General features: G+C 71.6%; 20 protein-coding genes. 11 read left to right on the forward strand and 9 right to left on the reverse strand.

The window, feature by feature from the left end; all coding sequences use genetic code 11:
• Positions 1–103: 103 nt before the first annotated feature.
• Positions 104–826, forward strand: coding sequence for a hypothetical protein (locus tag D9V36_RS16735; RefSeq protein ID WP_129294483.1), 723 nt, complete (start codon positions 104–106; stop codon positions 824–826).
• A gap of 139 nt (positions 827–965) precedes the next feature.
• Here D9V36_RS16735 and D9V36_RS16740 read toward each other — a convergent pair whose 3' ends face one another.
• Positions 966–1364, reverse strand: a complete 399-nt coding sequence (locus D9V36_RS16740) for a hypothetical protein (RefSeq protein ID WP_129294484.1) — start codon at positions 1362–1364, stop codon at positions 966–968.
• A 276-nt stretch (positions 1365–1640) separates the two neighbouring features.
• Between D9V36_RS16740 and D9V36_RS16745 the strand changes: the two genes are divergently transcribed.
• Entirely contained in the window at positions 1641–2231 is a 591-nt protein-coding gene (locus D9V36_RS16745; RefSeq protein ID WP_129298468.1) for an ATP-binding protein, read from the forward strand.
• Between the two features lie 245 nt (positions 2232–2476).
• Here D9V36_RS16745 and D9V36_RS16750 read toward each other — a convergent pair whose 3' ends face one another.
• On the reverse strand, positions 2477–3244 hold the full coding sequence (locus D9V36_RS16750; protein ID WP_129294485.1) for a SigE family RNA polymerase sigma factor: 768 nt from the start codon (positions 3242–3244) through the stop codon (positions 2477–2479).
• Positions 3245–3487: 243 nt separating this feature from the next.
• Between D9V36_RS16750 and afsQ1 the strand changes: the two genes are divergently transcribed.
• The 5 genes from afsQ1 to D9V36_RS16775 all read left to right on the forward strand — a co-directional run bounded on the left by afsQ1 (position 3488) and on the right by D9V36_RS16775 (position 7608).
• Positions 3488–4165 carry a two-component system response regulator AfsQ1 gene (afsQ1, locus tag D9V36_RS16755; protein WP_048830120.1) on the forward strand — a complete coding sequence of 226 codons (678 nt, stop codon included), beginning with the start codon at positions 3488–3490 and terminating at the stop codon, positions 4163–4165.
• Positions 4162–5997: a sensor histidine kinase gene (locus D9V36_RS16760; RefSeq protein WP_129294486.1), complete on the forward strand. Its 1836-nt coding sequence runs from the start codon at positions 4162–4164 to the stop codon at positions 5995–5997. Before afsQ1 ends, D9V36_RS16760 begins: the two co-directional genes overlap by 4 nt.
• Complete coding sequence (locus tag D9V36_RS16765) at positions 5994–6698, forward strand: hypothetical protein (RefSeq protein WP_129294487.1); 705 nt, start codon at positions 5994–5996, stop codon at positions 6696–6698. The genes D9V36_RS16760 and D9V36_RS16765 overlap by 4 nt, the downstream gene beginning before the upstream one ends.
• Before the next feature lie 85 nt (positions 6699–6783).
• A complete protein-coding gene (locus tag D9V36_RS16770) occupies positions 6784–7353 on the forward strand; it encodes a VanZ family protein (RefSeq protein WP_164992960.1) in 570 nt (189 codons plus the stop codon).
• 45 nt (positions 7354–7398) lie between these two features.
• Positions 7399–7608, forward strand: a complete 210-nt coding sequence (locus D9V36_RS16775) for a PspC domain-containing protein (protein ID WP_088799618.1) — start codon at positions 7399–7401, stop codon at positions 7606–7608.
• A 106-nt stretch (positions 7609–7714) separates the two neighbouring features.
• Here the strand turns inward: D9V36_RS16775 and D9V36_RS16780 are convergent, their stop codons facing one another.
• Both D9V36_RS16780 and D9V36_RS16785 read right to left on the reverse strand, forming a co-directional pair.
• Positions 7715–8002, reverse strand: coding sequence for a hypothetical protein (locus D9V36_RS16780; RefSeq protein WP_129294488.1), 288 nt, complete (start codon positions 8000–8002; stop codon positions 7715–7717).
• 142 nt (positions 8003–8144) lie between these two features.
• Complete coding sequence (locus tag D9V36_RS16785; protein WP_129294489.1) at positions 8145–9338, reverse strand: adenosine deaminase; 1194 nt, start codon at positions 9336–9338, stop codon at positions 8145–8147.
• A gap of 103 nt (positions 9339–9441) precedes the next feature.
• On the opposite strand from D9V36_RS16785, the gene D9V36_RS16790 reads away from it, so the two are divergent.
• Positions 9442–10260, forward strand: a complete 819-nt coding sequence (locus D9V36_RS16790; protein WP_129294490.1) for an alpha/beta hydrolase — start codon at positions 9442–9444, stop codon at positions 10258–10260.
• A 229-nt stretch (positions 10261–10489) separates the two neighbouring features.
• Here the strand turns inward: D9V36_RS16790 and D9V36_RS16795 are convergent, their stop codons facing one another.
• The gene (locus D9V36_RS16795) at positions 10490–11497 is read right to left on the reverse strand and encodes a LysR substrate-binding domain-containing protein (protein ID WP_431357753.1); all 1008 of its coding nucleotides are present in this window, start codon (positions 11495–11497) and stop codon (positions 10490–10492) included.
• 95 nt (positions 11498–11592) lie between these two features.
• On the opposite strand from D9V36_RS16795, the gene D9V36_RS16800 reads away from it, so the two are divergent.
• Positions 11593–12912 carry an MFS transporter gene (locus D9V36_RS16800; RefSeq protein ID WP_129294492.1) on the forward strand — a complete coding sequence of 440 codons (1320 nt, stop codon included), beginning with the start codon at positions 11593–11595 and terminating at the stop codon, positions 12910–12912.
• Positions 12913–12980: 68 nt separating this feature from the next.
• On the opposite strand, the gene D9V36_RS16805 is transcribed toward D9V36_RS16800, so the two are convergent.
• Entirely contained in the window at positions 12981–13574 is a 594-nt protein-coding gene (locus D9V36_RS16805; protein WP_129294493.1) for a Uma2 family endonuclease, read from the reverse strand.
• A gap of 140 nt (positions 13575–13714) precedes the next feature.
• Positions 13715–14437 carry an SDR family oxidoreductase gene (locus tag D9V36_RS16810; RefSeq protein ID WP_129294494.1) on the reverse strand — a complete coding sequence of 241 codons (723 nt, stop codon included), beginning with the start codon at positions 14435–14437 and terminating at the stop codon, positions 13715–13717.
• A 142-nt stretch (positions 14438–14579) separates the two neighbouring features.
• Between D9V36_RS16810 and D9V36_RS16815 the strand changes: the two genes are divergently transcribed.
• On the forward strand, positions 14580–15479 hold the full coding sequence (locus tag D9V36_RS16815; protein WP_129294495.1) for a helix-turn-helix domain-containing protein: 900 nt from the start codon (positions 14580–14582) through the stop codon (positions 15477–15479).
• Between the two features lie 130 nt (positions 15480–15609).
• On the opposite strand, the gene D9V36_RS16820 is transcribed toward D9V36_RS16815, so the two are convergent.
• Positions 15610–16401, reverse strand: a complete 792-nt coding sequence (locus D9V36_RS16820) for an SDR family NAD(P)-dependent oxidoreductase (protein ID WP_129294496.1) — start codon at positions 16399–16401, stop codon at positions 15610–15612.
• Positions 16402–16653: 252 nt separating this feature from the next.
• Here D9V36_RS16820 and D9V36_RS16825 point away from each other — a divergent pair, with 252 nt between their 5' ends.
• Positions 16654–17220, forward strand: coding sequence for a TetR/AcrR family transcriptional regulator (locus tag D9V36_RS16825; protein WP_129294497.1), 567 nt, complete (start codon positions 16654–16656; stop codon positions 17218–17220).
• Between the two features lie 78 nt (positions 17221–17298).
• Here the strand turns inward: D9V36_RS16825 and D9V36_RS16830 are convergent, their stop codons facing one another.
• Positions 17299–18585: an alpha/beta hydrolase family protein gene (locus D9V36_RS16830; protein ID WP_129294498.1), complete on the reverse strand. Its 1287-nt coding sequence runs from the start codon at positions 18583–18585 to the stop codon at positions 17299–17301.
• Positions 18586–18737: the final 152 nt, after the last annotated feature.

Below are 18737 nucleotides of genomic sequence, written 5' to 3' on the forward strand. Positions count from 1 at the left end.
GACATCCCGGCCGGTCGCCCGCCCGGCCGCCGCCCGGCAACCCCGCGCTCCCGACGGCCCGTTCGGCTGATCGTCGCCCTGGACCACCACGAAAGCCGACCACGTGCCCAAGATCGACCACGCCACGCCCTGCCGCCGGTTCCTCCACCCCGGCGAGATGCTGTGGGAGGCCCGCGGGTACCAGGTGTACCCCAATCTCCCGTTCCTCCCCGCCCATCTGTACGCCCCCCGGAAGCGGGCGACGCCGCGCGGGAAGGGGCTCCTCGGGGCGCTGGGCGCCGTCCTCGACAGAGCGACGCAGCCCTCCGGCGGGGCGACGCAGCCCTCCGGCGCGGCGCCCGCCCCCAGTCGTCCGGCCGGCGGCCGACTGCTCGACAACCGGCTGCTCGACAATCGGCTGACGCGCGTGGCCGGCACCGTCGCGGAGAACCTGAACGAGGCCCAGGAGAACATCGAGGACGCCCTCGACGACGCCACCGAGCGGCTGCTGTACGGCAAGCCCATGGAGGGCAGCTGGACCAGCATGGCCGGCCGGTTCCTCGTCCAGGTCACCAACGCGGGCGGCTCGCCCCGGCACCAGGCGCTCACCGACCGGCGGCTGTTCGTGCTGACCGACCGGGCCACGGGGTGGCGGGAGCGTGAGCCCGAGCTGGAGGTCGCCGCCCAGGTACAGCTCTCGAACATCGCGGAGCTGCGGCCCAGGCCGCGCACGACGTTCCCCCGCGGCCGCTTCGACCTGGTCTTCGTCGACGGCTCGTGGCTCGCTCTGTGCTGTTCGCTCCAGGAGGACATGCGGGCGATGGTCATGGCCTTCCACGGGCACTGACCCGGGACCGGCACGACGGGACCGCGAACCGGCAGGGCAGCGGGCGCGACCGGCCGGGCGGCGAACGCGACCAGCCGGGGGAACGCGACCAGCACGGGCGGCGAACGCAACCGGCAGCGCCCGCCGCCCGTGCCGCCCCTCAGCCCGGCAGCACCTTCGTCAACGGCCCCACCAGCGGCAGATCCCTGAGCGCGCCGCCGTTCGCGAGCGCGCCGGTCAGCAGCGACGTGCTCACCGGCTTGAAGTCGGCGACCTGGGTGCTGACGGTGTTGGCCAGTGGGTTGACGGGGGTGTTGGCCAGCGGGTTCACCGGGAGGCTCTTGACCGTGCCGAGACCGGCCGCGGAGTTCAGCAGCGCGCCGGTCAGCGCCGAGGCGGTGGCGCCGGCTTCGGAGGGGCGTTCCGCGGCCGCGGGCGCGGCGGACGCCGTTGCCGCACCGCCCGCCGCGATCGCGGCACCGGCCGCGGAGATCACCAGCCCCGCCCGCAGCAACGTATGCGGAATGCGGCTGGACTTGTGACGTGCATGGGAGGGCATGGGCACCTGCCTGGGGGTTCGGAGGGATCGAAGCGCTGCGCGAGCAAGGACAGTCGAGTAATCGATTGACTCCGTAGAGTAGTTGAGGCGGGTGAGTCAATCCACCTCGCGCGCCAGGGGTACCCCACACGGCCCCATACGCGACAATGGGTGCCCGTGAGCTCCCACTCCCGCACCCAGCCGCCACCCTTCCCCGCGCTCTCGGCCCCTCCCCCGCGCTCGGCCTCGCCCGAGCGGGAGGACCTCCATGAGCAGGAAGGCACCCGCGCCCGGGTCATTTTGCTGACCGGCCCCTCGGGCTCCGGCAAGACGTCCCTGGCCGCGCGCAGCGGACTGCCCGTCCTCCGTCTCGACGACTTCTACAAGGAGGGGACGGACCCGACGCTGCCGCAACTGCCCGACGGCGGCGGCGCCGACTGGGACGCACCGCTGTCCTGGGACGCCACCGCCGCGGTCGCGGCCATCGGCGCGCTGTGCCGTTCGGGACGTACCGACGTACCGGTCTACGACATCGCGACCAGCGCCCGGGTCGGCGTGTCGGGACTCGACCTGGGCGGCGCCGCGTTGTTCATCGCGGAGGGCATCTTCGCCGCCGATGTCATCGCGGACTGCCGTGCGGCGGGGCTGCTGGCCGACGCGCTGTGCCTGCGCGGCCGCCCCACCACCACCTTCCGCCGCCGGCTGGCGCGGGATCTGCGCGAGGGCCGCAAGTCGGCCCCGTACCTCGTCCGCCGTGGCCTGCGCCTGCTGCGCAACGAGCGGTCCCTCGTCGCCCGGCACACCGCGCTGGGCGCGCATCCCTGCGCCAAGCCGGAGGCGCTGGCCCGTATAGCGGCGGCGCGAGCGGCGGACAGGGTCGACGCATAGGGCGAGGCCGGTCGCCGCCGGGCCCGCACCGACGGGCCCGCGCATACGAAGAAGCGGGCTCGGGCAGACCCCCCGGCCGCCCGAACCCGCTCCCTCTTCCCCCGCATCCCCTGCGTTCCCCCGATACGCCCGGCTGGTCCGGATCTACTCCGTTCCTACCGGTTTCCCCCGTATCCCCGTTATCCCCTTTACCCCCTCGGGCGTTCCCCCCGGTTCCCCCGATCCCCCTCGGGCTCCCCCGGTCCTCAGGCCACCAGCTCGCCGAAGGACTCTTCCTCGTCACGGCCGAAGCTGAGGACCTCGTCCTCGCGCAGCCGGCGCAGGGCGCGCCAGATGCTCGACTTCACCGTGCCGACACTGATGTCGAGAATGTCCGCGATCTCCGGGTCCGTACGGCCCTCGTAGTAGCGCAGCACCAGCATCGTGCGCTGCGTCTCGGGCAGCCGGACCAGCGCCTGCCACAGCACGGCGCGCAGCTCGGTGCCGCGCATCGCGTCCACGTCGGCCGCCGTCTCCGGCAGCTCCTCGGTCGGGTACTCGTTGAGCTTGCGCCGGCGCCAGGCGCTGATGTGCAGATTCGTCATGGTGCGGCGCAGATAGCCGCCGAGCGCCGCCTTGTCGCTGATCCGGTCCCACGCCCGGTAGGTCGAGAACAGCGCACTCTGCAGCAGGTCCTCGGCCTCGTAGCGGTCGCCGGTCAGGTGGTAGGCGGTGGCGAACAGGGAGGCGCGGCGCTCCTGGACGTAGGCGGTGAAGGCCGCTTCGGCCTCCGCCGTCCCCGCCGGGGAACGCCGTTCCCCCGTGGCCTCCCCGTACTCCGTTCCCCCGTTGTTTCCCCCGTCGGCCACGGCCGGCGTGACCGTCGTGGCGTCGATGGCCACCATGTACGGCGGCCGCTGGCGCCCGATGCTGCGGGTGCACACCCGTCCGGCACCGGACTTCTCGCCGGTCCTGACGACGTCATGGAGCCGCGTGATAACTGCGCTGTTAGTGGTGCCGTGCAGTGTGTTCATCTCGCGCCCCCCGTCGTAGAGCCAGCTCGTTCGGTTCGTGCTGTTCGTTCGTGCTGTTCGGGTGTTGATCTCTCCCGATGCCCCAAAGACTGCCAACCCAGTTTCATCGCGTTGTCCGCCGACTGTCACAGGCCTGTCACAGGGGCAGGTGCGGCGCGTCGCGGGCGCCGCGCGGGTAGGGGCCTTGTGTACGAGAGCGCCACTGGTCGATCTCCCGGCCCCCCATGGGCCAGAATGGCTGACGTGCCTTTCCTGTTGCTGATCGAGGACGACGACGCCATCCGCACGGCCCTCGAACTCTCGCTGTCGCGCCAGGGTCACCGTGTGGTGACCGCGGCGACGGGCGAGGACGGCCTGAAGCTGCTGCGCGAGCAGCGCCCGGACCTGATCGTGCTGGATGTGATGCTGCCGGGCATCGACGGTTTCGAGGTGTGCCGGCGGATCAGGCGTACGGACCAGCTGCCCATCATCCTGCTCACCGCGCGTAACGACGATATCGATGTCGTGGTGGGCCTGGAGTCCGGCGCCGACGACTATGTCGTCAAACCGGTGCAGGGAAGGGTGCTGGACGCCCGGATCCGGGCCGTACTGCGCCGCGGCGAGCGCGAGTCCAGTGACTCCGCGACGTTCGGCTCGCTGATGATCGACCGGTCGGCGATGACGGTGACCAAGAACGGCGAGGACCTGCAACTGACGCCGACCGAGCTGCGGTTGCTGCTGGAGCTGAGCCGCCGGCCCGGCCAGGCGCTGTCCCGGCAGCAGTTGTTGCGGCTGGTGTGGGAGCACGACTACCTCGGCGACTCGCGCCTGGTGGACGCGTGTGTGCAGCGGCTGCGGGCGAAGGTGGAGGACGTGCCGTCCTCCCCGACCCTGATCCGTACGGTCCGCGGCGTCGGCTACCGGCTGGACTCGCCGCAGTGAGCAGGCGTTCCACGGGCGGTGCGACGACGGAGGACGGCGCGGGCGACGGGGCCGGCGGTGCCGGTGCGCCCGTGGCCGGCCGGCGGGTGCTGCGGATGCTGGGCCGCCCTTCGGGGCTGCTGCGCTGGACCAGTCTGCGGCTGCGGCTGGTCGTGGTCTTCGCGCTGGTGGCGTTGACCGCCGCGGTCTCCGCTTCGGGCATCGCGTACTGGCTCAACCGCAACACCGTTCTGGACCGCACACAGAACGCCGTCCTCAAGGACTTCCGCAAGGCGCTGGAGGACAACACCCGGTCGCTGCCGCTGCATCCGCGGTGCGCCGAACTCCAGGACGCCGCCCGGCAGATGGCGGCCGGGCCGCAGAACTACGCGGTGCTGCTGATAGGCGTCGACCGCGAGGGCAAGGACTGCGCGGCCACCACGGACAAGGACCTGCTGACGCTCAAGAACGTGCCCGTACCGCTGCGCAGCGCGGTCAACGAGGTGCGTCCGGTCGACGAGTCCAACCGCTACGCCCACCATCTCTACTGGCAGCGCAAGCAGGTCGGGGACACGCCCTACCTCGTCGCCGGGGCGAAGGTGATCGGCGGCGGGCCCACCGGCTACATGATGAAGTCCCTGGCCGCCGAGCGGCAGGACCTCACCTCGCTGGCCTGGTCGCTGGGTATCGCCACGGCGCTCGCGCTGGTCGGTTCGGCCCTGCTGGCGCAGGCCGCGGCGACGACGGTGCTGCGGCCCGTACAGCGGCTGGGGCACGCCGCGCGGCAGCTGGGCGAGGGGCGGCTGGACACCCGGCTGCGGGTGACCGGCACGGATGAACTCGCCGACCTCTCCCGGACGTTCAACCGTACGGCGGAGCGCCTGGAGCACCGGGTCGAGGAGCTGAGCGGGCGGGAGGCGGCGTCCCGGCGGTTCGTCGCCGATATGTCGCACGAGCTGCGGACGCCGCTGACCGCGATCACCGCCGTCAGCGAGGTGCTGGAGGAGGAGGCCGACTCCCTCGATCCGATGATCGCGCCTGCTGTGCAGCTGGTGGTCAGCGAGACCCGGCGGCTCAACGACCTCGTGGAGAACCTGATGGAGGTCACCCGCTTCGACGCGGGCACGGCCCGTCTCGTGCTGGACGATGTCGATGTCGCGGACCAGGTGACCGCCTGTATCGACGCCCGGGCCTGGCTGGACGCGGTCGAGCTGGACGCGGACCGAGGCATCGTGGCCCGGCTGGACCCGCGGCGGCTCGATGTGATCCTGGCGAATCTGATCGGCAACGCCCTCAAGCACGGTGGCTCGCCGGTGCGGGTCTCGGTCAGCACGGAGGGCCCGGCGGGCGACGGCGGGGGCCGGACGGGCAGCACGGCCGTCTCCGCCGGTGGCGGCCCGGGTGGTGCGGGCGGCGCGGGCGGTTCCGGTAGGGCAGGCGGTGCAAGCGGTGCGGGCGAGGCCGATGCGGCCGGTGGGCCCGCGGCCGGTGCCGAGGGCGGCGGAACGGAGCGGCCCGGAACGACTCCGGACGACGGGCGCCCCGGGAGCGGGAAGCTGGTGATCCGCGTGCGGGACCACGGCCCCGGCATCCCGGAGGAAGTCCTCCCGCACGTCTTCGACCGCTTCTACAAGGCGAGCGCCTCCCGCCCGCGGTCGGAGGGCAGCGGTCTGGGCCTGTCGATCGCGCTGGAGAACGCCCATATCCACGGCGGGGAGATCACCGCGGCCAACCTCCCCGAGGGCGGCGCGGTCTTCACCCTGCGGCTGCCGATGGATGCCTCCCCTCTGGCGGACGGCGACCGGCGGAACGACGGCACGGCCGGCGACGAGGGCACGGAGGACGGACGATGAGGTCGGGCAGGCGGACCGGACGGCGCACCGCCGCCGTGATGGCGCTCGCGCTCGCGGCCGCGGGCTGCGGCATCCGGGGTACCTCCGTACCGGTCGACGCGGGCGGCGCGCCGTCACGGGTGAGCTGCAAGGCCCCGGCGAGCCCGGCGCCCTCGGCGTCGGCACCGGCCTCGGCATCGCCGTCGGCCTCGGCCTCGGCGTCGTCCGGCACGGACGCGGACGCGGGTCCGGGCTCCCAGGCGATCGTGTATCTGGTGTGCGGCTCGGCGCTGGCGCAGGTCGAGCGGGCGGTACCCCCGTCCAAGTCCGACGACCCTCGGCTGCCGACCGCCCGTGCCCTGCTCCACGAGCTGCAGCGCGAGCCGTCCGCCGACGAGGAGAAGGCCGGCTTCAGCACGGCGCTGCCCCGGGACGTCACGGTCACGGGACCGCGCGACGGCGACCCCGCGGATGCCCTGCGGCTGAGCATCCGGCCGGACGATCTGCCGTCGTTCGCGCTGGCGCAGCTGGTGTGCACCTACGGGGCGAGCCCGGCGCTGGGCCGCACCCATGCCGCCGTACTGGGCGGGCCGGGCGACGATACGGCGCACCGTTACGACTGCTCCGCGGACGTGCTGGCCAACCCGGACATCGCGGAGAACGCCGGGTGGGGCGACCCCTTGTCACAAGAGGCGGAAGGCGGGGCGCCACAACAGGGCTGACGCCACCGACAGGGGCCGACGGGGCGGCTCAAGGCGGGCGCAACGGGGCGGAACCGCAGTCCCCACTCCCGACGTCCTGGCCTGTGTGCAGCCCCATGGCCCCGGCACCACCGCCGCTCCCCGTATGCGCGTCACCGGACTTCTCCTCCTCGTGGCGCATCTGCTGACCGTCGCCTGGCTGACATTGCGTCCCCGTACGGTGCCGTGGGTGCCTGCCGCGAACCTCGAACCGCTGGCCACGATCCGGGCCGAGCTGGCACGCGGCTGGTCGTGGGACGTCGTCCAGCACCTGGGCGGCTCGGTGCTCCTGCTGGCGCCGCTGGGGGTGCTGCTGCCGCTCTCCGCGGGCCGCCTGAACGTTTCGCCTCTGGTGTCCCTGACCCGTACCGCCTTCGCCGGAGCGATGATCGCGCTGGCCATCGAGCTGCTGCAGTCAGGGGTGCCAGGACGGGTCCCGGACATCGACTCGGTGCTGCTGGGCACCCTCGGAGTGGCCGTGGTGCACCTGGCGGTCGTCCCCGGGGCGCGCCGCCGGCTGCGCCGCCGCTACCGGCATCTCCGGTATGCGCATCTCGGGGATGCAACCCCGACAATCCCCAGGGTCGGACTGGCCCCGAAGGCTGATGCTCTCTCCGGCAGCCGGACCTACCTTTGAGACATCGGGGCACACGCCCCACCGAGTCGAAAAGGAGCCGTCCTCATGGCCGCCGCACTGGTCCGCCCCCGCAACAACCGAATGATCGCCGGAGTGTGCGCGGGCCTGGCCCGTCGCTTCGGTACGACCCCGGCAACGATGCGCGTGCTCTTCGTGGTGTCGTGTCTGCTTCCCGGCCCGCAGTTCCTGCTCTACCTGGCGCTGTGGATACTCCTCCCCTCGGAGGAGAAGGCCACCGGCGCCGCCGCCTGGTGACCGGCCCGTCCGGCCACACATGACGATGCCCCGGCCGTACGCACCAGGGCGTACAGCCGGGGCAGGGCGCGGTACCCGTCCCCCGGGGGACGGGCCGCGTCCGGCGTCAGCCGCCGAGGAGGCTGCCGGGCTGCAGGCCGCCCAGCAGCTTGTTGCCCTGGGAGTTCATCTTGGTCTTGACGTTCTTGACGTTCTTGACGCTCTTGCCGGCCGGCTTGGCCTTGGTGAGGCCCGAGACGGTCTTGGTGGCGTCCTTCACCGGCAGGCTCTTCAGCACCCCGGTGGTGTCGGGGGTGCCGATCGCCGGGGCGGCGCTGGCGACGCCCGCGGCGGTGACGGCAAAGGCGGCACCGAGCGCGACGGTACCGAGAGTCTTGATGGTTCCCTGCTTCATCGAATTACGTCCTCGTGATGGGGGCTTGACCGGCCAATCAACCTAGTGATGCGGCGACCGGCGCCGCAAACAGCCACGAGGAAAGAAAAAACGGCCGGTGGACATTCCACCGGCCGTTGCGCTATAAGCTCGCGCCACCTGCTCACACAGAGTCAGAAGTACTGTTCACAGGGGCAGTTGAGCCCTGGGGGCGGAACAGCCATTCGGCCCGCAATTCCGCGTAACCGGGCTTGATGACGTCATTGATCATGCCCAGACGTTCATCGAAAGGAATGAACGCTGATTTCATCGCATTGACTGTAAACCACTGCATGTCATCGAGCGTGTACCGGAAGGTCTTGACCAGGTGCTCGAATTCCCGGGACATGTTCGTGCCGCTCATCAGGCGGTTGTCGGTGTTGACCGTGAGCCGGAACTGCAGTCGGCGCAGCAGTCCGATGGGGTGCTCCGCATAGGAGGGGGCGGCCCCGGTCTGCAGGTTGGAGCTCGGGCACATCTCCAGCGGGATGCGCTTGTCCCGTACATACGAGGCGAGCCGGCCGAGCTTGACCGAGCCGTCGTCGGCGACCTCGATGTCGTCGATGATCCGGACACCGTGACCGAGGCGGTCGGCGCCGCACCACTGCAGGGCCTGCCAGATGGACGGCAGACCGAAGGCCTCACCGGCATGGATGGTGAAGTGGTTGTTCTCCCGCTTGAGGTACTCGAACGCGTCGAGGTGCCGGGTGGGCGGGTAACCGGCCTCCGCGCCCGCGATGTCGAAGCCGACGACGCCGGTGTCCCGGTAGCGGTTGGCGAGTTCGGCGATCTCCAGGGCGCGGGCGGCGTGCCGCATCGCGGTGAGCAGGGCGCCGACGCGGATGCGATGGCCCTTCTCGCGGGCCCGCCGCTCGCCTTCACGGAAGCCCTCGTTGACCGCCTCGACGACCTCTTCGAGGGTCAGCCCCTGTTCGAGGTGCTGCTCGGGCGCATACCTGACCTCGGCGTAGACCACACCGTCCGCGGCAAGGTCCTCGGCGCACTCGGCGGCCACCCGGGCCAGGGCGTCACGGGTCTGCATGACGGCGCAGGTGTGCGCGAAGGTCTCCAGGTAGCGCTCCAGGGAGCCGGAGTCGGCCGCCTCGCGGAACCAGACCCCGAGCTTTTCCGGGTCGGTCTCGGGCAGACCTTCGATGGGGGCACCTCCCGCGCCGTTCAGGCCGTGGGGGACGGTCTCGCGGGCCAGGTCGACGATCGTGGCCGGCCGGAGCCCGCCGTCGAGGTGGTCGTGGAGCAGCACCTTGGGGGCACGGCGGATCTGTTCGCTGGTCGGGAGGGTGGTGGTCTCGCTCGTCATCTCGGCACTCTAGCCCCTACGCGCGTAGATCTCGCCGAACGATACGTAACAGTGACCCGTCCACGGGGTGGCGTGCACGCCTCCTTCTGCCATCGTTCTGCACATGGCTCAGCAAGCACTGCCGGTGCGCGAGGCCCGGCTGGGAAAACCGCTGGGAACGGCCGGCAAGGAAGGGGCGCGCGAGGCGTTCCGGTGGCGGGGTGGCGGCGGTCGGGGCACCGGCCGGGAGGTGAGCGGGGTCGCCCTTTTACTGCCCGGAGGCGGACCGACCGGGGTGCGGCGTCCGTCGCCGGTGGCGGCGCTGGCGGTGCGCCCGCTGGCTGCCCGGCTGGCGAAGGCGGGACGCCCCGAGGGCCTGACGGCCCATGTCGTGCGCTACCGCTGCAGCGGCTGGAACGGACCCGAAGCCCACCCGGCACGGGATGCCGCCTGGGCCCTGGACGAGGTGGTCCGCCGCTACGGCGACGTCCCGGTCTGCCTGGTCGGCACGGGCATGGGCGCCCGCGCCGCCCTGCACGCCGCGGGTCACCCCGCCGTCCACTCCGTACTGGCGCTGGCCCCCTGGCTGCCCGACCCCGGCCAGAGCGACGAGCGGCCCGATCCGGTGAAACAGCTCATCGGCCGACAGGTCCTGCTGGTCCACGGCACCAACGACGAACGCACCGACCCCGATCTGTCTTACCGCTATGCCGAACGCGCCAAGAAGGTCAACCGCGACACCTGCCGTTTCGAGGTGCACTCCGACGGCCACTCCCTGCACCAGCACCGCGCCGAAGTCCTCTCCCTGGCGGCCGACTTCATGCTCGGCTCCCTCTTCGCCCGCGACTACGCCCGCCCCGTGAAGGACGCCCTGGCCGCACCACCGCCGCTGGGCCTGCGCATGCCCCTGGCCGCGGGCTTCGGGGTGTCGCTGCGGCACTGAGGGGCAGGGGGGGCAGGGGGGGGCAGGGGGGCAGGGGGGGCAGGGGCAGTGAGACAACGAGCACCGGGGCACGGCGGGCCTGCGGCGTCGAGGAGAGGGAGCGAGGAGAGGACGGAGTAAGGGGGTGAGGGAGTGAATCAAGGAGTCAGGGAATCAGGGAGTCAGCACCGGAGCGCCCGCTAAACGCAGTGCCGCATCCCAGCGGCGCCCCCGGCCCGCGCTGTTCCCCTCACCTGGGCAGCAGCTTCCCGCGTCGGCTCAGCAGGAACTTCTTGAATTCGGCGACCGGCGGGGTGTCGGGATGGCCGTCCAGCCAGGCGACGCCGATTTCGCGGACCGCGCGGGGGGCCGTCACCGTCAGCTCGGCGACTCCGGGGCGCGGTACGGCGGGCGGCGGCAGCAGTGCCACGCCGAGTCCCGCCGCGACCAGGCCACGCAGCGTCTCGGCCTCCTCCCCCTCGAAGGCGATCCGCGGGGTGAAGCCCGCCTCGGCACACAGTGCGTCGGTGATCCGGCGCAGCCCGTAGCCGGGTTCGAGGGTGACGAACAGCTCGCCGGAGGCCTCGGCGAGCCGGACCCGCTTCCGGCGGGCCAGCGCGTGGTCGTCCGGGACGACCAGGCGCAGCTTCTGCTCGTCGAGCCGGCGGGCGACCAGGTCCGGGTAGTCCGGGACCGGCGAGGTCAGGCACAGATCGAGATCGCCGGCGCGCATCCGCTCGATCATGGCCTCGCCGTAGTTCTGGACGAGTTGGAAGCGGACGCGCGGGTGGTCGGCGCGGAAGCTGCGGATCAGACCGGGCACGGTCTCCGGGCCGAGGGTGTGCAGAAAGCCGAAGGCCACCTTCCCGGCGGCGGGGTCGACGTCGGCCCGTACGGACTCCGTTGCCCGCTCCAGATCCGTCAACGCGCGCTCGGTGGAGGCGAGGAAGGCCCGGCCGGCCGGGGTGAGGGAGAGGGTGCGGCCATGGCGGGCGAAGAGGGCGACGCCGAGGTCGTCCTCCAGGCGGACGAGGGCGCGGCTGAGTGTCGGCTGTGGCATGCCGAGCTCCTGCGCGGCGCGGGTGACGTGCTCGTGCCGGGCGACGGCGGTGAACTGGGCGAGCCGCGGGGCGAGGACCACCGCCCAGGAATCACCCCCGAGCTCGGCCGCCTCCCCCGCCTCCCCCGTCTCCGCGCCGGACCGCGGTGCGCCGGCCCGCGGCGCTCCGGCAACATCTTTTCTGTTGCGACCTTGCAACAGCGGCCCTTGCGAGCTGGGATCATGTGTCACAGCATCGATTATGGCGTTTCCATGCATTGGACGCATGAAACGCGGCGGCCTACCTTCGAAGCATGCCTCCCGCTGATACCGGGGCGTCCGTCACCGACCGTGCGGCCGCCTCTCCCTCGTCGTCCACTGACACTTCTCCTTCCGCCGCCGCTCCCGACCCCGAGTCGGACAAGCTGCGGCCGGGCGGCCCCGGCTACAGCCGGATGAGCTTCGCCCTCTTCGCCGCCGGGGTGGCGACCTTCGCCCTCCTCTACTCCACGCAGGCGCTGCTGCCCGCGATCTCCACCGACCTCGGGGTCAGCCCGGACCAGGCGAGCTGGACCGTGTCCGCGGCCACCTTCGGCCTGGCGCTCGGAGTGATCCCGCTCAGCGCGGTCTCCGAGCGCTTCGGCCGGCGCACGCTGATGACGGTGTCCCTCTCGGTCGCCGCGCTGATCGCCCTGCTGGTGCCGTTCGCCCCGTCGCTCGGTGCGCTGATCGCGCTGCGCGGCATCCAGGGTGTGGCGCTGGCCGGACTTCCGGCGTCGGCGATGGCCTTCCTGGCCGAGGAGGTACGCGCCAAGGCGCTGGTGGCGGCCATCGGACTGTTCGTGGCGGGCAACAGCATCGGCGGGATGTCCGGCCGGATCCTGACCGGCTGGGTCGCCCAGGCGTGGGGCTGGCGGGCCGCGCTGGCCGCGGTGGGCGTGCTGGCCCTGGTGTGTGCGGTGACGTTCCGGCTGCTGGTCCCCAAGGCCCGGCATTTCGCGCCCCGTTCGGTGGGCCCGCGGGCGCTGGCCCGTACGCTCGGCGGCCACCTGTCCGACCCGCTGCTGCGCCGCCTCTACGCCATCGGCGGGCTGTTCATGACGGTCTTCGGCGCGGTCTACACGGTCATCGGCTACCGCCTGGTCGCCGAACCGTTCAACCTCCCGCAGGGCATCGTCGGTTCGATCTTCGTGATTTACCTGGTCGGTACGGTCTCCTCGGCCGCGGCCGGCAAGCTGGTCGCCCGCACGGGCCGCCGCGGCGCCCTCTACCTGGCCGTCGGCACGACCTCCACGGGTCTGCTGCTCTCCCTCTCCGGCTCCGTCTACGCGGTGCTGGCGGGCCTGGTCCTGATCACCGCGGGCTTCTTCGCGGGCCATGCGGTCGCCTCGTCCTCGGTCAGCCGCACCGCCAAGACGGCGCGCGCCCAGGCGTCGGCGCTGTACCAGTGCGCGTACTACATCGGCAGCAGCCTGGGCGGTGCCCTCGGCGCCGCCGCCTTCCACGCCGTCGGCTGGGAGGGCACCGTGCTCCTGGGCCTGGCCGCGATGGTCGGCGCCGCCTCGATCACCCTCTACGCCACCCGCAAGGCCGTGGCCGAACGCCGCCTCCTCCACCTGGAGAAGGCGGCGTAACACCCGCAGACCGAAGGGCCCGTCCCACCACCTGTCCTGGTGGGGCGGGCCCTTCGTCGTCAGCTCTCTCAGCCGGCGGGGAAGAGTGCCGTATCGACGGTGACCTCGAAGGGCGCGGGCAGGTGCATCGCATCCCCGTACTTCACCGTCTCGAGCACACGGTACAAACCGCCCGCCGGCTCGCCGTACAGCGTTGCGGTCGGCTTTCCGGAGTGCCAGGGATCCAACAGCAGATACAGGGGGACGCCCGCCGCGGCATAGCCGTTCAGCTTCTCGATGCGGTCATGATTCGCGTTGGAGCGAGAGGTGATCTCGACGATGAGCTGAGCCACATCAGCTGTCCGGCGCTCACGCGGGCGCGGCAGCAACTTCTTGGGGATGACCGCCAGGTCCGGAACGAACAACCCTTGTCTTCCGGGAATGGTCAGCCCCTGGGTCTGGTAGATCCCCCAGTCCCGGGGGATAACCGTGTACAGCAGGCGCTGAAGCTCGTCCGCGGTGTCGTTGTGGTCGCTCTCCGGCGGTGGTGCCACGGTGACGATCCCCTCGATGATCTCCACCTTGCAGCCCTCCGGGGCGTTCGTCCGCTCCCAGACCCTCAGTGCCTCTTCCCAGCCGGACTCATCGGCATGATGGGGGCGCTCAGCAATGACTGCTGCCATGGTGTGCTCCTCTATCGGTACGTCACCGATCCCAGCATGCCGAACGGGTCGGCGGCGGTCCACCGATCCCGTTCACCCGGACGAGGGGCGCCCTCAGCGTCCTCCGGCCGGAGGACGCGCCCCCGGCGCTGCGCTGCTCGTCAGCTCTCCTGGCCCGTGGAAGCGAGGACGATCTCGCGGATGGTGACGTTCTGCGGCTGGCCATAGGCGTAGGCGATGGCCTCGGCCACGGACCGGGTGTCCAGGGCGCCGCCGGCGGACTTCTTCCACTCCTCGTAGTCCTGCTTGATCTGCTCGTCGCTGGTGTGGGAGAGCAGTTCGGTCTCCACGGCGCCGGGGGCGATGGTCACCACGCGTACGCCGGAGGAGGCGATCTCCTCACGCAGGTTCTCCGACATGGCGTGGACGGCGAACTTGGTGCCCACGTAGGCGGTGTGGTTCGGGAAGGTCTTGCGGCCGGCGATGGAGCTGACGTTGATGATCGTGCCGGTGCCGCGGGCGAGCATGCCGGGAAGGACGGCACGGATGCCGTACAGCACGCCCTTGATGTTCAGGTCGATCATCCGGTCCCATTCCCCGGCGTCCTGGTCCGCGATCCGGCTCAGGAGCATCGCGCCGGCGTTGTTGATGATCGCGTCGGCCGGCCCGAACCGCTCTTCGGCCTCGCGTACCGCGGCCTGGAGCGCGTCCCGGTCGGTGACGTCGACCTTGCGGCACAGGGTCTCGGGCAGACCCAGCTCCTCCAGCTTCTCCACCCGGCGCGCGAGCAGCAGGAGCGGGTGGCCCTGGGCCGACAGGAGGCGGGCGGTGGCCGCGCCGATGCCGGAGCTGGCGCCGGTGATGACGATCAGGGGCTTGGGCATGGTGATCCTCTGGAGAACAGACGGGAAAGGGAGGTGCAATCCAGGAGACCACCAGGGGAACCCGCCGGGCGCCGGTACAGGGGGCCTGTCAGTCCCCCCTTCCACCGCACAGCCGTGGCAGGCGCCCGCCTAGGCTGGACGAATGAGCACGTCAGCGGGGCGTGAGCCCAACCTTGAGCTGCGCGACTTCCTGCGCTCGCGCCGGGCGCGGACGAGCCCCGGCGAGGCCGGCCTGGGCCCGGGCACCGGACGCCGCCGGGTGCCGGGGCTGCGCCGCGAGGAGGTGGCGCGGCTGGCCGGCATCAGCGTCGACTACTACGTACGGCTGGAACGCGGGCGCAATGCGAACGCCTCCGCGCAGGTCCTGGACGCGATCGCCCGCGCGCTGCGCCTGGACGCGGCCGAGCGCGCCCATCTGTTCGACCTGGCCCGCCCCCGGCCGGGCTCGGCCCGCCGCCGTGCGGTGCCGCCGCAGCGCGTGCGGCCCGGACTGCTCAGGCTCCTCGACTCCCTGACCGAAATCCCCGCGATGATCATGGGTCACCGGCTGGACGTGCTGGCCGCCAACCCCCTCGCCAAGGCCCTGTACACCGACTTCGACGCGCTGCCGCACCGCGACCGCAACCTCGCGCGGTTCATCTTCCTCGACCCCGCGGCCCGCGATCTGCTCGCCAACTGGGAAACCGCGGCCCGCGGCACGGTGTCCGTCCTGCGCCTGTACGCGGGACGCCATCCGCACGACCCCCGCCTGACCGAGCTGGTCGGCGAGCTGTCCGTACACGACGAGGACTTCCGTCAGTGGTGGGCCGACCACGACGTCCTCCAATACACCCACGGCACCAAGCACTACCGCCATGCACTCGTCGGCGAGTTCACGCTCGACTACGAGACCCTCCCCCTGCCCGACGACCCCGACCAGGCCCTCTACCTCTACACCGCCGAACCCGACAGCCCCTCCGCGCACGCGCTGCGGCTGCTGGGGAGCTGGGCGGTGACGGACCTCCCGGCCGCCCGGGACGCCGCCCCGGAAAACACGCGGTAAGGAACGCGGTAAGGAACACCGGGCCGCGGCTGCGGCGGGGTACCGACTGCGGCGGGGTACCGGCTGCACGCGATGCCGCTCCCCGCGGACGTGCCGGTGGCCAGGATCCGGGCGCCCGGCGAAGCGACGGCTACCGCCGGTCCCGCTGGGCCGCCACGACCTGGCTGATGGTGCGCTCGGCACCTGAGCCGCGCTGCGCCTTCTCCGCGAAGCCGGGGAACTGTCCCGCGAGAGCGCTGAGCACCTTCAACTCCACCGGCGCGACATTGACTTCGCACAGGTCGCGCTCGACGGCCCGGACCACCCCCGTCACCACCTGGCCCGGAGAGACCGTGCGCACACCGGTCGGCGGGGTGGCGCCCGTGGCGGCGAACATGCCCGCGTCGCGTACGGCGCCGGGCTGTACCAGCGAGACGCCCACCCCCGTGCCGTGCAGGTCCTGGCGGAGGGAGAGCGCGAAGCCGCGCAGCCCGAACTTGGCCGCGCTGTACAGCGAGGAGTACTTGGTGGCCGCCTTCCCGGAGATCGAACCGACCAGGACGATCTGGCCCCGGCCCGCCTCGACCATCCGGGGCGCGAGGGCACGGGCCAGCATGACGGGGGCGCGCAGGTTCACGGACAGCGCGCGGTCGATCTGCTCGGGCGTGTAGTCGAGGAGAGCGCCGCTGGAGGGCAGCGCGGCGTTGGCGATCAGGATGTCCGTGTCGGCGGCGGCCCGGGCGAGGTGGTCGACCTGGTCCGGGTCGGCGAGATCGGCGGTGACCGCTCGGGCACCGAGCTCGTCGGCGAGCGCTTCCAGGGCATCGGCACGACGCCCGGAGAGGACCAGCTTGGCCCCCTTGGCGGCCAAGTCGCGAGCGATGGCCTGGCCGATGCCGCCTACGGCCCCGGTCAGGAGAACGGTTGATCCTGCGATGCGCATAGGGCTGCCCTCTCGGAGACTGTTCGTCGAGACTGTTCGTTCGAACGAACAGTAAGAGGGAGAGGTGACCGCGTCAACAGCAGGAGCCGCACGCCCGCCGGCACCGGATGATCAGCAGCCTCGACGCCGCATACGGCCTCGCGCCGCCCCTGACGACCGTCGCCCCACCGTCGCCCCACCGCCGTCCCACCGCCGCTCCGCCGCCGCCCACCGCCGTCCCGCCACCGCCCCACCGGTGGCACAATGACCGTCATGTCCAAGCCTCCCGGAACCCGGCAGAGCATCATCGATGCCGTCCTGCGCATCATCGGTGAGGACGGCGTCGCCGGGGTCACCAACCGGCGGATCGCCAAGGAGGCCAAGGTCTCCCTCGGCTCGGTCACCTACCACTTCACGACCCAGCACGAGATGCTGCGGGAGAGCCTGCTGTACTTCGTCGCGGAGGAGACGCGGCGCTTCACCGAGCTCGCCGACCAGTGCGAGACCGACGGGATGGACATCGACCGGGCCTCCGCCACGTTCGGCCAGGTCGCCGGGTGCACGCAGACCGACAGCAGGTACATCGCCCCCTTCGAGCTCTACGTCCAGGCCGGCCGCGACGAGCGGTTGCGCACCGCGGCCGCGCAGTGCTTCGCCGCATACGACCAGCTGGCGGCCCGGATCCTCACCGGCCTCGGCGTACCCGACGCCGAGCGGCTGGCGGGCACCGCCGTCGCGCTGGTCTTCGGCCTGCAACTGCGCAGCCTGGCCACCGGCGCGCCGGCCGAGGAACTCGTCGACGCCCTGCTCCTGCTGGCCCGCGGGGCGCAGCACGCCTGACGCCCGCTTCGGAGCCGGAGCCGGCTCCAGGTCTGGCCGACGGCCGCCGGGCCGCGAACCGCATCACTGTGGACGTCGTCAGTGTGAAGGCAAGTGCCGGGCGAAGAACGAGTGCACGTGGTGGCGCACCTCGGCCACCGAGGTGTCCGGGTCGATCGTGCCGACCAGTCCGATGCGGTCGGCTGAGCTCATCAGCCCCGCGGCCTGCAACTGAGGTGCCATGACGGCGTAGTCGGTGAACACCCAGTGCATGGCATGGTCGATCTGCCGTCGGCGGGTGGGTCCCCGCTGGTGGGCGAGCATGGCCGCCCAGGAGAGCTCCAACGCCCGCTTGTCCGCTTCCTTGCCGTCGAAACCCTCGCTTCCCAGCAGGAGCAACGGGCGGTCCACCCCGTACCGTGCGACCGGGAACAGCTGCCCCACCTTGCCGGGTGTCTCCGGGGTGTGGTCCAGATAGCCCTCCATGTTGACCGCCGCGTGGATACGGCGGTCCTCGTACATCACTTCGGCCGCGGTGGTGCCGCCTGCCGAGTGGCCGTAGATGCCCACCCGGCGCAGATCCAGCGCCCGGCCGAGGCCTTCCGGCACCGCGCGTCCCGTGGCGTCCGGGTTCCGTCCCGCCGCCAGCACTGCCAACTGGTCCAGTACGAAACGGGTATCCGCGATCCGCGTTTCGATCACGGTCCGGAATTGGTCCGCATCCGTGCGGGGGTCTCCCCGGAAGACGGTCTCGCGGACCTTTTCGCGCCGGTAGGGCCTGGTGCGGGGAAACTCGACCTCACTGCCGTCGCCAGGGTGGTCAATGGTCACCACCGCATAGCCGTGGCTGGCCAGTTCCTCGGCGGTACTGGTACCGAGGGTGCGTGGGTCGCCGCCTCCGGGGCTGTAGAGCAGTACCGGCCGCCGGACAGCCTGCGCGGGCGCGTTCGCGTACGAATGCGTCGCCGTTGCCGCCCAGTTGACACCGGAGCTCGGCAGCCGGTGCACATGGACGTCGATGTCGTTGAACGATTTCGCCGCGCCCGTGGTCATGTGCGGTGCAACCGAAAAGCCGTGAACGGTGCGGGCCGGATAGAACACGGTGACCATCACTTCCCGGACAGGGATCGCGGGGTCCCACGGATCGCGCCTGAAGCGGTCGACCAGATAGAGCGTGGTGACCCCGGTCCGGTGCGGGCCGGTCGGCGTCGGCAAGCGCATGGTCCGGGCGTCTGCGGCCCGTGCCTGTGCCCGTGCCTGTGCCTGTGCCTGTGCCTGTGCCTGTGCCTGTGCCTGTGCCTGTGCCCGTGCGACGCCACCACCGCCCGCGAGCAGCAGCGCAGTTGCCGGCACGGCCCATTTGGTGACGGTCCGTCTTGAAATCATGGCTCTCCCCTGTACCTCTGAGATCGTCGCCCTTGTGCCTCCCGGTAGTCCTTGAGGGAATGACAGGGGCGTGCCCTGAATGCTGACGTCGACGGGGACGTCCGGGCGAGGGTTCAGGCCTCGTCCGAAACGATGGCGAAGCACCGCTGGGG

The organism is Streptomyces lydicus, assembly GCF_004125265.1.
GTDB lineage: Bacteria > Actinomycetota > Actinomycetes > Streptomycetales > Streptomycetaceae > Streptomyces > Streptomyces lydicus_C.